The sequence below is a fragment of the Streptomyces sp. NPDC101166 genome, from assembly GCF_044768125.1.
Classification (GTDB): domain Bacteria; phylum Actinomycetota; class Actinomycetes; order Streptomycetales; family Streptomycetaceae; genus Streptomyces.
Genome location: NZ_JBIWPF010000034.1, coordinates 1 through 14,571 on the forward strand (window position 1 = coordinate 1; position 14,571 = coordinate 14,571).

The 14,571-nt window shown below is 71.4% G+C and carries 10 protein-coding genes and 1 pseudogene; 5 read left to right on the forward strand and 6 right to left on the reverse strand.

Annotation, left to right across the window (positions count from 1 at the left end; genetic code table 11):
* Window positions 1-248: 248 nt before the first annotated feature.
* Window positions 249-431 (reverse strand): annotated as a pseudogene (locus tag ACIRS4_RS34570) (VOC family protein); the annotation flags it as partial.
* Between the two features lie 238 nt (window positions 432-669).
* Between ACIRS4_RS34570 and ACIRS4_RS34575 the strand changes: the two are divergent.
* From ACIRS4_RS34575 to ACIRS4_RS34585, 3 genes are all read left to right on the forward strand, one after another.
* Window positions 670-1,446, forward strand: a complete 777-nt coding sequence (locus ACIRS4_RS34575) for a maleylpyruvate isomerase family mycothiol-dependent enzyme (protein WP_404203610.1) — start codon at window positions 670-672, stop codon at window positions 1,444-1,446.
* A gap of 110 nt (window positions 1,447-1,556) precedes the next feature.
* Window positions 1,557-2,099, forward strand: a complete 543-nt coding sequence (locus ACIRS4_RS34580) for a GNAT family N-acetyltransferase (protein ID WP_404203612.1) — start codon at window positions 1,557-1,559, stop codon at window positions 2,097-2,099.
* A gap of 37 nt (window positions 2,100-2,136) precedes the next feature.
* Window positions 2,137-2,604: a GNAT family N-acetyltransferase gene (locus ACIRS4_RS34585; protein ID WP_404203614.1), complete on the forward strand. Its 468-nt coding sequence runs from the start codon at window positions 2,137-2,139 to the stop codon at window positions 2,602-2,604.
* A gap of 12 nt (window positions 2,605-2,616) precedes the next feature.
* On the opposite strand, the gene ACIRS4_RS34590 is transcribed toward ACIRS4_RS34585, so the two are convergent.
* Window positions 2,617-4,542, reverse strand: a complete 1,926-nt coding sequence (locus ACIRS4_RS34590; RefSeq protein ID WP_404203616.1) for an alpha-L-fucosidase — start codon at window positions 4,540-4,542, stop codon at window positions 2,617-2,619.
* 294 nt (window positions 4,543-4,836) lie between these two features.
* Between ACIRS4_RS34590 and ACIRS4_RS34595 the strand changes: the two genes are divergently transcribed.
* The gene (locus ACIRS4_RS34595) at window positions 4,837-6,297 is read left to right on the forward strand and encodes an aldehyde dehydrogenase family protein (RefSeq protein ID WP_404203619.1); all 1,461 of its coding nucleotides are present in this window, start codon (window positions 4,837-4,839) and stop codon (window positions 6,295-6,297) included.
* Between the two features lie 60 nt (window positions 6,298-6,357).
* Here the strand turns inward: ACIRS4_RS34595 and ACIRS4_RS34600 are convergent, their stop codons facing one another.
* Both ACIRS4_RS34600 and ACIRS4_RS34605 read right to left on the reverse strand, forming a co-directional pair.
* On the reverse strand, window positions 6,358-9,087 hold the full coding sequence (locus ACIRS4_RS34600; RefSeq protein WP_404203621.1) for a LuxR C-terminal-related transcriptional regulator: 2,730 nt from the start codon (window positions 9,085-9,087) through the stop codon (window positions 6,358-6,360).
* A 175-nt stretch (window positions 9,088-9,262) separates the two neighbouring features.
* The gene (locus ACIRS4_RS34605) at window positions 9,263-10,303 is read right to left on the reverse strand and encodes an NAD-dependent epimerase/dehydratase family protein (protein WP_404203623.1); all 1,041 of its coding nucleotides are present in this window, start codon (window positions 10,301-10,303) and stop codon (window positions 9,263-9,265) included.
* 213 nt (window positions 10,304-10,516) lie between these two features.
* Here ACIRS4_RS34605 and ACIRS4_RS34610 point away from each other — a divergent pair, with 213 nt between their 5' ends.
* The gene (locus ACIRS4_RS34610) at window positions 10,517-11,341 is read left to right on the forward strand and encodes a PhzF family phenazine biosynthesis protein (protein WP_404203625.1); all 825 of its coding nucleotides are present in this window, start codon (window positions 10,517-10,519) and stop codon (window positions 11,339-11,341) included.
* 30 nt (window positions 11,342-11,371) lie between these two features.
* Here ACIRS4_RS34610 and ACIRS4_RS34615 read toward each other — a convergent pair whose 3' ends face one another.
* Window positions 11,372-12,172 (reverse strand): CPBP family intramembrane glutamic endopeptidase, encoded by an 801-nt coding sequence (locus ACIRS4_RS34615; protein WP_404203627.1) that lies wholly within the window; start codon window positions 12,170-12,172, stop codon window positions 11,372-11,374.
* Between the two features lie 412 nt (window positions 12,173-12,584).
* A complete protein-coding gene (locus ACIRS4_RS34620; RefSeq protein WP_404203629.1) occupies window positions 12,585-14,102 on the reverse strand; it encodes a glutamate-cysteine ligase family protein in 1,518 nt (505 codons plus the stop codon).
* Between the last annotated feature and the right edge of the window lie 469 nt (window positions 14,103-14,571).

Sequence of the window (14,571 nt, forward strand, 5' to 3'; positions counted from 1 at the left end):
CCAGTAGTCGCTCACCGACGCATTCAACCGCCATCGCAGCCCGTCTGCCAGCCACTATGCACGCCGCCAGTCGCCAATTGAGATGACTTCTAAGGGCTGTCCCGTAATCCCTGGTGGATCAGTGTGCGGCGTCAGATGCGATGCATCGCAAGGCGGAGGGACGTCCGCATACTGGATGTATGCGGACGTTCGGCGAGGTGCCGTAGCTGTCGTCGCACGCCCGCCAGGGGTTACGGGACAGCCCTTGGCTCCAGATGCCAGTCGGCGTCCGGCCAGCCCACCATCAGCAGGTCGTGCCCACCGGGTTCCGGCCCGCGCTCGGCCCGCCACACCACACCGAGTCCCAGCCCCCGCACCCAGAACCGCTCGGCCACCGCCAGGTCCCGAGAGGGCCGGGCCACGCGGATGTGACTACGACCGTTGACGGGCATCGTGACCTCTTCCTGAGCTGCCGATTCCAGCTCAGCAGCCTAGGGATCAGACTCTCGCGCGGCCATCGGCCGATCGCCCTGCATCACAGGTCTTAAGGCCTCTGGTGCGGCGTTCGCAGAGGCCGGGCCGAGGAGCAACCCTTCGAAGCCGCAGCGGTCGCCCGGGCCGGTGTCCGCCGCCGTACCGGCTGGGAAAACTGCTGTCGGGCAAATGGATCAAGATGTTAGAACTACCGCTGTGCACAAGACTCTTGAGTTTCCCGATCTGCTGCGGCTGATCGACGAACGGGCAACCGCGTTCCGCGCCGCGATCGCCGCCGCGCCCAGCCTCGACCTGCCCGTGCCGACCTGCCCCGGGTGGACGCTGTTCGACCTGGTGCAGCACATCGGCGAGGGCCGCCGCCGCTGGGCCGCCACCGTCGCCGCCGGGCCGGACGCCACGTCCAGGACCCCGGCCCAGGGTGACGCGGTCGCGCCGCAGGAGCGCGAGGCCGTGCCGGCCTGGCTGGCCGCCTCGACCGAGCTGTTGCTGACGGCCCTGCGGGAGGCCGGTCCGGATCAGGGCTGCTTCACCGGCTGGGGCAACACACAGACGCCGCACACCGCCGGCGGCGTCGCCCGGCACCAGGTCCAGGAGCTCGCGGTGCACACCTACGACGCCCAGCTCACCGTGGGCGAGCCGGCCTCACTGCCCGTCGAGGTGGCGCTCGACGGTGTCGAGGAGACCCTGTTCATCACCTGCTTCACGACGAGCGCCTGGCCGCACAAGCCCACCGCCTTCGACTTCCACGCCACCGAGGGCCGCTCCTGGCGCCTCACGGCCGACGGCGACGGTGCACGGACCACCCGGCTGCCCTCTGCCGACGAGGACCCGGACGCGGCAGGCGTCTCCGTACGCGGCACGGCCAGTGATCTGGTCCTCTACCTGTACGACCGCATTCCGGCGGACACCCTGCGACTCGACGGGGACCCGCAGCTGCTCGACCTGCTCCGCGCCTGGGAACCGGAGGACTAGGAGGGAGGGCCAGTTCGACTGACCGCCGCCATTGGCACAACAGCACACCGGCCGGCCCGTCATGCGGTAGCTGACCGCCTGCGGCCCGGTCCGTGATCCAGAATGGTCGGATGGTCAGGCTCGAGACTTCCCGTTTGATCCTGCGTCGCTGGCGCGAGGAAGACGTTGCGCCGATGGCTGCCGTCAATGCCGACCCCAAGGTCATGCGGTGGATCCGTGACGGCAGCGTCCGTGACGAACAGCAGACCCGCGACGGGATCCAGGCATGGGAGAGCGAGTGGGAGTCACAGGGCTTCGGCCTCTTCGCCGTGGAGATCCGGTCCACCGGCGAACTGGCCGGGTTCACCGGTCTTTCGGTGCCCGAATTCTTGCCGGAGGTGCTTCCGGCGGTCGAGGTCGGCTGGCGGCTGGGACGTTCCCACTGGGGGCAGGGCCTGGCCACGGAAGCCGCTGCGGCCGCTGTACGGTTCGGCTTCCAGGAACGAGGGCTGGATCGGCTCGTCAGCATCGCTCAAGTGGGCAACGACGCCTCCGAACGGATCATGACCAAACTGGGAATGCATCCGGTCCGTGAGACGGTCAATCCCACCTGCGGTCGGCGAGTCCGGGTGTTCGAGTTGTCGTCGGACCAGTACGTGACAACCCACTCTTAGGAAGCGGGCTTTCGCCTGCAGCGGCCGAGCCACTGCCATGATCGTCACCATGGGGATACACATCGCGACGGCCGACGTGGCCGACTTGCATCAGGTCCTGACCGATCACCCCCGTTACTGGGGCGAACGCGACCTTCGGTCGCTCCATCTTCTCGCACTGGTGCAGGAGTTCGGTTCCACCTGCCTGGTCGCCCGAGCCGAGGACGGAATCCGCGGGTACATCTTCGGATTCGTCACCCCGGACGGCACCGGGTACGCGCATCTGATCGCCACACGGGACGACGCCCGTGGCACCGGTCTCGGGCGTCGTCTGTACACGGCGTTCGCCGAAGCGGCGGAACGCCACGGTGCACGGCGGTTGAAGGCGATCACGTCGATCGAGAACACCGGCTCGATCGCCTTCCACCGCCGCCTCGGCTTCAATGCGAAGTTCGTCGATGACTACAACGGCCCCGGCCAGGCGATGGCCGTCTTCCACCGAGAACTGCCGCTCCACGTCCGGTAGCCCTGACATGGCTCACACGGCCACGATCTGCCACTGCTGTCGTGTCGCCCGTGTGTAGGTCCACTGGTTGATGTCGGCGCCGTCCGCCGTCGAGCCGCCGTCGACGTTCAGCGCGAGTCCGGAGAGCCGGTTGGTGAGGTGGTGGTAGCCGTCGCCGGTCGGTGTCACGGCCCAGTGCTGTTGCGGGACGCTGTCGTCGGACCAGATGCCGACGTTGCCGCCGTCCGCCCGCGAGAGTTGGGCCACCTCCAGCAGCTTGCCACTGCCCACACTGCGGATCTTGTAGTAGCCGTCGCCTGTGGAGGTGAAGGTCCACTTCTGGTTGGCCTGGTTCATCCAGGGCCGCTGGCGGACGTCGGTCCCGTCGGCGGTGCCCGCGTCGAGGACGTCGGCCACTCCGCCGCCGGCGCGGTTCACCAGCCGGTACACCGTCGTGTCCCCCGGCAGCACCCGCGAGAGCAGCTTCGGCTTCCTCTTCCTGCCGCCGATGTGCACGCCGCCGAGGTTGGCGTAGCCACCGGTGGCCTCCACTGCCTCGATCCGGACGAAGCCCACGTTCCTCGGGGTCCACTCGACGACCTTCGTCGCCTGGCTGCCGCCCCAGATGCCCTCAGCGACCTTGGTGAACCGGGTGCCGTCGGTGCTGGTGTGGATCGCGTACGAGATGATGTCGCCGTCGGTGGAGTTGTTGCGGTTCCACTGCTTGGGCAGGTACTCCAGCGTGGAGACGTCGCTCCAGACTCCGCCGAGGTCGACGGTGATCGACTGCGGCAGGTTCAGCGACCACGTGGACCAGCATGTCTCATACCCCTTGTCGCTGAGGCCGTCGATCGCGCGCATCGGCCCCTCGCCGGTGTGGAAGCCGGTCGCGTAGGCGCTGACCGGAGTCACCGGGTGCTCGGCACGCGGCAGTTGGGGCGGTAGCGGCTTGCGGGACCTGTCCGGCCGCCAGGCCGCGCCCACCTCGGCCAGCCGCTTGACGATGTTGTCGTCCAGCCTGCCGTCGCGGTTGGGCGGGCAGTTCAGGATGAACGATGTGTACTTCGGCTCCAGATCGACGAGATGGGACAGGAGCGACGCCTTGCTGGCGGGGTCGGTGGTCGGGGTCGAGGGGTGCCAGAACCATCCGTCGCTGATCGTCTGCCCCTGCAGCGCCGCGTGCGTGTTTCCCGCCGGGGCCGTGATGCCGAGCGGCTCCTCGAAGTAGATCGCGTCACCCAGGAAGGGCACGGAGAGACCGCCGTGGTCGATCATGACGATGTCCGGCTGGAGGGACTTCACGTGCTCGCGGATCCGCTGGTAGGAGACGGCCTGCTGGCCCATCTGCCAGCCGTAGCCGTCCGTGACGAACATGTCGACGGTGCCGTAGTTCGTCAGCAGCTCGGTGATCTGGTCGAGGATGTAGGTCACGTCGGAGGGCACGACGTACTGGTCCGCACCGACCCCGTGCCGGCTGTCGTACCCCTGCACGCTGTAGGAGCGGTCCCAGATCGAGAAGTACAGGCCCACCCGGAGCCCTTCCTTGCGGAAGGCCTTCGTGTACCGGGCGACGATGTCCTGCGGGTAACCGCTGTTGGCGACGTTGTAGTCGTTGTACTCGGACGGCCACAGGCAGAAGCCGTCGTGATGCTTGGTGGTCAGGACGCCGTAGCTCATCCTCGCGGCCTTCGCCGCCGCGGCCCACTGCGCGCAGTCCACCCCGCTAGGGGCGAAGAGCTTGGGGTTCTGGTGGGGCGCGGCCCACTCCTCGTCGGTGAACGTCCCCATGTTGAAGTGGTTGAACATACCGAACCGCATGTCGACCAGCCTGCTCAGGCCGGCCTGCGGGCCGACCGCGGCCTCGGCGGGAGAGCCGGCCGCGACGGGCAGCGCCGCGGCGGCGGCGGTGACCCCGGCGGCGGTCAGTACGGAGCGGCGGGACGGACTTGCTGACGGCATGGTCCTACTCCTGAATCAGGGGTGCGGGTGCGAAGCCTCGCGCCTGAACCTCTTACACATGACCCGGCCACGTCAACCATCTTGATGGGATGAAAACAACGCCTACCCGAAGGGGAATGGGAACATATACGGCATTGCACGGCTTCATACGCGCCAGACATCACATGCTTGCCGAACGATGTATGTGCCGAAAACGATGGAAGCCCCATTCTGGATTTAACGGACCGCACCGCTGAACCGGGGTGCGGGGCGAGCCGGACCCGAAATCCGACCGAAGGGCTGGAGGGCGGCGCCATGACTCTCACCGGCGAGCAGACCTGGCCGAACCCGGCCGAGTGGACGGGAAAGATCTACAGCGAAGGCTGGCGGACCTCTGAGGGCGGGATCCACCAGGTGGTCGAACCGGCCACGGGCGCGCCGCTGGCGCGGGTGGGACACGCCTCCCCCAGGGATGTCGAACGGGCCGCCGACAGTGCCGCGCGGGCCGCTTCGGAATGGGGGGCGACCCCGCCGTCCGAGCGTGCGGGGATGCTGATGCGCGCGGTCGGCGCCCTGCGTGAGCACAGCGGCGCGATCCGTGAGTGGATCGTGCGGGAAACGGCGGGCGTCCCGGCCAAGGGCGACTACGAGATCGCCGCCGGACTCGCTCAGCTCCAGCACGCCATCGGACTCGCCTCCCGTCCCCTCGGCGAGGTCCTCACGCCGCAGTCCCCCGGCACCACCAGCCTGGCGTGGCGGGTGCCGCTGGGAGTGGTGGGAGTCATCACTGCCTGGAACGCGCCGCTGCTCTTCGCGATGCGGGCCCTGGCGCCCGCGCTGGCCCTCGGCAACACGGCGCTGCTCAAGCCCGCCCCCCTCACGCCGGTGTCCGGCGGCGTCCTCGTCGCGCAACTGTTCCGGGAGGCCGGGCTGCCCGAGGGCGTTCTGCACGTCCTACCCGGCGGCGCGGAGGTCGGGCGGGCGGTCGCCGCCGACCGGCACGTCGCGATGGTCTGCTTCACCGGCTCCACCCCGGCCGGGCGCGAAGTGGCCCGGGTCGCGGGCGAAGGGCTCAAGCGCGTGTCCCTGGAACTGGGCGGCAAGAACTCGATCGTCGTCCTGGCGGACGCCGACGTGGAGGCGGCCGCTGCGGCGGGAGCCGTGAGCTCCTTCGGCTACCAGGGCCAGGCCTGCGTCGCGGCCGGACGCCACGTGGTCCACACGGACGTCGTCGAGGCCTACACGGAGGCGCTCGTCCGGCAGGGTGAGGCGCTGCGGACCGGCGATCCCCGCGAGGACGGCGTGGCTCTCGGCCCTGTCATCAGCGAACGGCAGGCGGCCCGGATCGAGCGGATCGTGGAGGAGAGCGTCGCGGCCGGAGCACGCGTGCTGTCCGGAGGCCCACGCGAGGGGCTCTTCTACCCGCCGACCGTGCTCGACCGCGTCGACCGGACCATGCCGGTCTTCACCGAGGAGATCTTCGGGCCCGTCGCTCCGGTCATCCCGGTCCGCACCGAGGACGAGGCCGTCGAGGTGGCCAACGACACGGCCTACGGTCTGACCGCCGCCGTCCACTCGGGATCGGTGCCGCGAGCCGTCGCCGTCGCGCAGCGGCTGCGTACCGGAATGATCCACATCAACGACGTGTCCGCCAAAGATGCCGCGAACGCGCCCTTCGGCGGTATGGGCATCTCGGGCAACACCTCCCGCATCGGCGGCACGGCCAGCCTGGAACAGTTCACGCAGTGGCGCTGGATGACGGCACCCGGACCGTGACGACGCCCGCCCCGCGAGTCCACCGGTCGGGCGATGCGGCGTTCAGCAGCCGCACGGCGGTCACAGGAGGCCCAGTTCCCGGGCGCGGCGGACGGCGTCGTTGCGGCGGTTCACGGACAGCTTGCGGTAGGCGCTCTTGAGGTGGGTCTTGACCGTGTTCACCGAGACGTACAGGTCGCCGGCGATCTCCTCCGTGGACATCATCTGCGCGAGCCGCGCCAGCACGTCTCGTTCCCTTCCGCTGAGTTCCTCCACTACTGGCGGCCGGTCGGCGTCCTCGGAGGGCGTGGTGGCGCTGGCGGGGAGGAGCCAGCCCTCCGCGTACGGCCGCAGGGTCGCCGAGTCGAGGTGGGGCCGGATCCACGGCCCGGCGTCCAGGAAGGGGCGGCGCAGCAGTTCACGGCGGGCCTCGCCGAGGGCCTGGGCGACGAGCCTGCACGCTCTCACGGGTTCGCCGGCCGCGTCGGCGGCCTGCGCTCTGACCAGGGTGGCCCGTACGGTCACGGCGGGGCCGAGGCCGTTCTCGGGGCGCAGTCCGTCGAGCAGGTCCGCCGCGGCCGCGGGCCGGCCCGCCGCGAGCAGGGCCCGTGCCGCCTGCACGGTGCAGGCCGGCTGGTCGTCGGTGACGGCGAGCAGCAGTCCGGCCGCGGCGTCCGGCCGCCCTTCGGACAGGTGCACGGCGGCGGCGACGAGCGCCCGCTGCCCTTCCGCCCAAGGGGATGCCGCTTCGGCCCGGACGGACGTCTCCACCGCTTGGAGCGCGGCCCGGGCGTCGCCGCGCGCGAGACGCAACCGGGCGGTGACGGCGGCGCGGCAGGCCGCCAGGACGGGGTCCCGCAGTGCGGGGTGCGCCTCGCCCGCCGCGTCGAGCAGGGCCTGGGCGCGGGCCTGTTCGCCGCGTTCCACGGCGACGGCGGCGAGGACCAGCCGCCCCATGCCGGAGCCGGACGGCTGGGGCAGGCCGAACCGCTCCGTCTCGGCCAGCGCCGCCCGGGCCCTGCGTTCGGCCCTGCCGGGCCAGCCGTTCAGATGGTCGATCAGGGCGAGGCGGCCCAAGGCGTCCTCACGTGGAAGCGCCGTCGAGGCGCCGCCGGGCACGCCGACCGCCGCGGCGAGGGCGTCGCGGGCGGCGTCGTGGTGTCCGGCCCACAGTCGCGCCGAGCCCAGGTGGGTCAGCAGGAGCGCGAAGAGTTCGGGGTGTCTGTCCAGGAGCGGGCCGCGGACCTTCGTCCGCAGTTCTCCCGCTTCCTCTCCGGCCGCCTCGGCCCTGTCGGGCGAGCCGGTCAGCCGGGCGGCCAGCGCTTCGAGCAGGGCGCAGCTGAGCCGGGCGGCCGCCGACTCGGACGGGTCGAGCGCGGGGTGTTCCGCCTCGTACAGTGCTCCGGCGGCCCGGCGTTCCACCGACTGGTCTTCGCGCATGAGGCCGTGCCGGGCTCGGTCGAGGTGGGGCAGACCGGCGTCGAGGTCGCCGCGGGCGAACTCGCGGGCAGCTCGGACGAGGTCGGTGGCCGTGCTCCTGATCCCGGGGTCCATCCGGGAGAACAACTCGGCCAGGTCGTCGGAGCGCAGGCCGGTGAAGAACTGGCCGAGCGCGAGGTCGTCGACCAGGGCCCGCGCGCTGAACTCCCAGTCCCCCGCGGCCGCACCGTGGGTGAGGGTCTCGGTGAGGTGTCCGGAGCGGCGGAGCCATCGCGCGGCCCTCTGGTGGAGCACGGGCTCCAGGCCCGGGGAGCGCACCCGCAGATGGGCCCGGAGGATCTCCCCGAACAGCGGGTGGAGGCGGTACGAGGCGTGTCCGAGATGCTCGACGAACGCGTTCTCGCGCTCCAGGGCGCTCAGGATGGGCTCGGCGTCGCCGCGCTGCGTCAGCGCGTTCGCGAGCTGCGGATCGAAACGGTCGAGCACGCTCACCCGCAGCAGCAGGTCCTGAGTCTCAGCGCTCTGCCGCTTGAGCACCTCCGCGAGCAGGAAGTCCGCGACGGGACTGCGGTCTGCCTCGAACTCCTTGAGATAGGTGTGCGGATCCGGGCTCTCCAGCGCCGCCATGGCGCACAGCCTCAGCCCTGCGGCCCAGCCGCCGGTCCGCTCCACCAGCGCGCGCGCCGCGTGCTCCGGCAGGCGCAGCCCGTGCAGGGCCAGCACCTCGGCCGCCTCCTGCGGGGTGAACGCCAGCTCACCGCCTCTGATCTCGGTCAGTTCGCCCGCCGCCCGATAGCGGTGCAGCGGCAGCAGCGGTTCGTTGCGCGTGACGAGGACGAGGCGCAGGCCGAGCCCCGCGTGGTGCAGGACGAACTCCAGTTGCTCCGCGATCTCCGGATCGGTCACCCGGTCGTACTCGTCGAGCACCAAGGTCACCGGCCGCTCCCGGGCGCTGAGTGCGGCGGCGAGCCGCGTCAGCAGGGTGTGGGGCACGCGGCTCGGGTCCGCCGGGCAGCCGACGTCGGCGGGCATCTCCGGCATGCAGGAGCGCAGCGCCTGGAGGAGATACGCCCAGAACATGCCCGGGCCCTGGTCCGCCTCGTCGGTGGTGAGCCAGGCGAGGCACTCCGGCCGCGCCGCGGCCCAGTCGGCGACCAGCAGGGTCTTGCCCGCCCCGGCGGCGCCGTTGACCATGGTCAGCGGCGTGTGCAGCGCCTGGTCGAGATGCCTGACCAGCCGTTCGCGCCGCAGGAAGGTCAGCGGCCGGGCCGGGACGGCGAACCGTGTGCGCAGATAGGGGTCTCCCAGCGGGTCGGCGTACGGCGGCGTCGACCGCGTACCGCTCTCACCGCTCTCCTCCAGCTCAGCCATGGCGTTCACCGCCCCTGGTCGTCAGGTCGTGGGCAGCGGTGCTCCCAGCATCCCAGCATCCGGCCGACACCGCGCTGCCGCGGACATCGGCGCAGGTCAGACCATCTCGGAGACGGTTCGACCGCTACCCATCGGCCCGGACGCGGCTCTCCGCACCGACCCGGCTCCGCGCACGTCACCACCCAAGGGTCGTCAGGTGCTCGCGGTACCAGCTCGCCGACTCCGCGAGCCGGGCCAGCGGGCCGGGGCCCGGCGTTTCCCGGGTCAGCCTCCATATGTCGTCGGACAGGTACCAGTGGTCCCGGCCGACCAGCGCGAACTGGCGTTCCGAGGCGCGGCCGGGGGTGGCCCGCAGGTGTTCCAGGCACCTGGGCCACGGCCAGTCGGCGGACGGGCGGGGCGGCAGGACGTCGTACGCCGACAGCCTCGCCAGCAAGTCGCCTGTGCGGACGGGCTCCGGATGGCCCACGTGGTACACGCCGGGCGGCACCTCGTGCGGCCCGACGGCGACGGCGGCGATCAGCCGGGCGAGGTCGCCGACGTCCACCACGGACAGCAGCGCGCGCCCGCCGTCCCACTCGGCGGGCACCCGCTCGACGAATTCCCGCAGCCCGGGGACGACCCAGCGGTCCCCCTCGCCCAGCACGAGCCCGGGCCGCAGCACCACGGCGCCCGCCTCCCGGGCGCAGGCTTCCCCGGCCAGTCTGGTCCTGCTCGCCGCGGAGACCGGCTCGGCCGGCGCCTCGTCGACGGCGACGCCCCGGTGCGGGCCGGCGCCGTAGACAGCGGCCGTCGACAGATGCACCACCCGGCGGACCCCTGCACGCGCGGCCTCCGCCATCAGGGCGCGGGTGCCGTGCACGTTGACTGCCTCGCAGCGCTGCTCGTCCCCGCCGATGTACGAGGCGAGGTGGATCAGCGTCCGCGCTCCCTCACACAGCCCGCGCAGCCCCGCCGGGTCGGTCGCGTCTCCGCGGAACCACTCGACGGGCAGAGCCGCCCCGTCCTCGGGGAGCCTGCGCACCAGCGCTCTCACGCGGGGCCGGCTCGGACCGGCCGGCAGCGCGCACAGCGCCCGCAGGGTGTGCGAGCCGATGAAACCGGTCGCCCCGGTCAGCACGACGGTGCCGGCCGCCGCTGTCTCGTCTGCCCCGGCTGTCCCGCGGGCGGCCCCGCCGGTGTCCCCGCCTGTCGTGCCGTTCAGTGCCGCCCCCACGCCGCTCCCCCTCGCCGTACCGCCGCCTCGCCGTACGCCCGGCTCGCCGCCGTACGGACGTACCGCCCCGTCACCATCTGCGGCCGTCTTCCGCTCAACGTGCGGGCTCAACCGGATGGTTCCGCCGCCGGGTCGGGCGATCGGGGGAAAACGGTCCAGGACTCGCCGATTGGCCTTGGTCCGCCGCTCGTCCCGCCCCCTACCGTCGGCCGCATGCGCATTCGAATCGTCGACGCCTTCACCGACCGCCCCTTCGCCGGGAACCCGGCCGGGGTCCTCCTGCTCGACGCCTTCCCGGGCGACGACTGGCTCCAGGACGTCGCCATGGAGGTCAACCACGCCGAGACGGCGTTCGCCCATCCGCTGCCGGCGGGCGGCGAGGCGGACTGGGCGCTGCGCTGGTTCACGCCGGTCGCCGAGGTGGCGATGTGCGGTCACGCCACACTCGCCACCGCGCACGTCCTGCACTCCACGCGCGCGCACGAGGGACCGGTGCGGTTCGCGACGCGCAGCGGCGTCCTCGTCGCGACACCAGCCGCGGACGGCTCGATCGCCCTGGACTTCCCGACCGCGCCGCTCACCCGCGTGGAGATCACGGAAGGCATCGGCGAGGCCCTCGGCGCGCAACCGCTCGCCGCGTTCGACACGGGGCCGAACGTCGGAGACCTGCTGGTCGAACTCGCCGACGAGAAGACGGTCCACGCGCTCGCCCCCGACCTCAGCTCGCTCGGCGCGCACTCCGCGCGCGGGGTGATCGCCACCGCCCGCGCCGAGGATCCGGCGCGCGGCTACGACTTCGTCTCCCGTTGCTTCTTCCCGAACGTCGGCATCGACGAGGATCCGGTCACCGGCAGCGCCCACACAGCCCTGGCGCCGTACTGGTCCGAACGGCTGGGCCGCCCCGAGCTCACCGGTCTTCAGGCCTCGCGCCGCTCCGGTCTCGTGAGCACGCGCCTGCGCGGCGAGCGCACCTTGCTGAGCGGCCGCGCGGTCACCGTCATCGAGGGCGAGCTGCTGGTCCCCGAGCCCTCCCGCTGACCACTCCGCCGCCCGAGGACCGGTGGCGCCTCACATCACCGGCAGCCACGACACCTTCCCCGCCAGCAGCGCGTAGCCGACGAACGCGCCGATGTCGAGCAGTGAGTGCGCCACCACCAGAGGGCCGACGCGGCCCCACCGCCGGTACAGGAACACGAACACCACGCCCATCACCATGTTGCCCACGAAGCCGCCGATGCCCTGGTAGAGGTGGTACGAGCCGCGCAGCACGGAGCTGGCCGCCAGCGACCCGGTCGGGCTCCAGCCCAGTTGGTCGAGCCGGCGCAGCAGGTAGCCGACGACGATGACCTCTTCCAGGATCGCGTTCTGCATCGCGGAGAGGATCAGCACCGGGAACTTCCACCACACGTCGGGCAGCGCCTCGGGCACCACCGTGAGGTTGAAGCCGAGTTGCCTCGCCGCGAGGTAGAAGGCGATGCCGGTGCTGCCGATCCCTGCCGCGACGGCGGCGCCCCGGCCGAGGTCCGGCCAGGGCCGGGTACGGTCGAAGCCGAGGGTGCGCAGCCCCTGTCCCTCGCGCAGCAGGAGGTGCGCGACAAGGGCGACGGGGATCAGCGCCGTGGTGATCCCGAAGAGCTGCCAGGCGAGATCGAGCCAGGGACGGCCGGGCGCGGCCGAGGCGTTGAGGGTCGCGGCCTGGTCCTTCAGGCCTCCGGGTTTCGTGACCGAGCCGACAAAGCTGATCAGGGCGGACACACCGCTCGCACCGAGCGAAAGCCCCAGGACGAGCAGCGTCTCGTCCCGGAGCATCCGTCGCGAGAGCGGCTGTTGGGGAAAGGAACCGGCCACCGCGCCCGTCTCCACCTGCACACCTGCTTCCAGTCGAGTACGGGGCGCACCTTCGCTTCGCATGCCGGGCGGCCGGACGAGACCGGCGCCGGGGTCGGCAGGGAGGGCGCCACCGCCATGGGACGTCACAGCTTGCCCGATCAGTGCGGGGCGGGCGTCGGCGACCCCCGTGTCGGCGCGTGGTCGTGGCGGCCGGCCGCACCGGACGGCGTGACAGAGGGGCCGGAGGGGATCAGCCCGCTGTCGACAGCCGGCGTTGCGGAGCGGCCTAAGGCAGCCCGCTGCGCCACCCCGCCCGGAGGCGGGGCGACGTCCAGGGACGGAGCGAGGGCGACGTCCAGGGACGGAGCGACGTCCAGGGGCGCGGGGAACCGTGCGACCAGCCCCCACGCAGCCGCACCCGTCCGACGGCCCCGCCGCACCGGGCGGAGCGTCAGCCCGCAGGCACCGGCTCCGGCAGGCCCACCGGCCAGGTGTGAGCGGGCTCGCCCTGGTGCGACAGTTCGGCGTAGCGGCGGGTGGTGGCCGCGAGGGCCGCCTCCCGGGACATACCGGCCTCGAGCGCCCGGTGGAACGTCTCCACCTGCCAGCTCGCCCCGTTGGTGCGCCGTCGGCACCGCTCCTCGATGATGCCCAGGTAATGGTCGCGGTCGGCGGGCTCCACTCCCCACGCGTCCAGTCCCGCCTCGGCCAGCGGCAGCAGCTCCTCGCGGACGAGGCTCACCACGTCGACCTCGGCCGTGCCGCCGAGCCGCCCCCGCCGCGGCCACTGCAGCCGGGCGTCGATGCCGTACCGGCAGGCGGTGTCGAAGTTGGCGGCGGCGGTCTCGAACGGCATACGCGTCCATACCGGCCGGGAGTCCTCGGCGAGGGCGCGGACGAGGCCGTAGTAGAAGGCCGCGTTGGCGACGACGTCGGAGACGGTGGGCCCGGCGGGCAGCACCCGGTTCTCCACCCGCAGGTGGGGGAGGCCGTCGGCGATGCCGTAGACGGGGCGGTTCCAGCGGTAGACGGTGCCGTTGTGCAGGACGAGCTCGGCGAGTTTGGGGACGCCGCCGGCGTCCAAGACCTCCAGCGGGTCCTCGTCGTCGCAGATCGGCAGCAGCGCCGGGAAGTAGCGCAGGTTCTCCTCGAACAGTTCGTACGCCGAACTGATCCACCGCTCCCCGAACCAGGTCCGCGGTCGCACGCCCTGCGCCTGGAGTTCCGGCGGGCGGGTGTCGGTGGCCTGCTGGAAGACCGGCGGGCGGGACTCGCGCCACAGTTCGCGGCCGAAGAGGAACGGCGAGTTGGCCCCGACGGCCACCTGGACGGCGGCGACGGCCTGGGCCGCGTTCCACACGTCGGGGAACCGGGAGGGGGTCACCTGGAGGTGCAGCTGCACGGAGGTGCAGGCCGCCTCGGGGACGATCGACTTCGACGTGCACGACAGCTGCTCGACGCCGTCGATGTCGAGGGAGAACTCCTCGCCGCGGGCCGCGACGATCTGGTCGTTGAGAAGGGTGTAGCGGTCCACGTCGGAAAGGTTGGACGTGACGAGGTCGTCACGGTCCAGAGTCGGCAGAATGCCGATCATCACGATTCCCGCGTCGACCTCTCCGGCCTTCCGATGGGCATATGCCAGCGACGTGCGGAGTTCCTCGGCCAGCCGGTCGAATACCCGCCCGCCCAACCGGTGTGGAGCTATGTTCACTTCCAGGTTGAACATGGCGAGTTCTGTTTGGAAATCGCGGCTGGCGATCCTCTCCAGCACTTCTCCGTTCAGCATTTTCGGCAGCCCGTCGGCACCCGCGAGATTCAGTTCGATCTCGAGCCCCATGAGGTTCTTGGGGCGGTCGAAGCGCTGCTGAGCCAGGAGCCGCTCCAGCCCCGTGAGGCACTGCCGCAGCTTGTCGCGGTAGCGCTGCCGATCGGACAGGTCGAACCCGCCTGCCACGACCTTCTCCCCCATCGAAGCTTCCCTCCTCGCGTGGCGGGCCGGTGGTCCGGCCGCCGGATGTCCCGGGGTCACGTGGGATGATGCCCAGCCTTCCCGATCGATAACGTCCCCGTCGGGCCGCGCCGACCGCTAACCTGAGCGGACGTGACCGGAGGCACATTCACGGGGCATGCGGCAGAACGCTGTTTCACCGACGTTTCGTCACCGGTTCACCGGATGAAGAACTCGTGAAAAACGACGATGCGAATAGGCCGACCGCGTCATCACCATATCCCGAGGTCACGGCCTCGCGCCCCGCTCTGAATCGGGATGATTCACGCGTACCGTCGACCGAATAGACTCTTGCCGGGTGCCCCGGGACCGGCTAGTCGAAACACAGTCTGAACACGTGTCGTATAAACTCCGCGAACAAGGCAGAGAAGGTGGGCGCCCTCGGTCGAAGGAGCCTGTCGTTCCGTCGTGGCGACGGACGGCAGGCCGC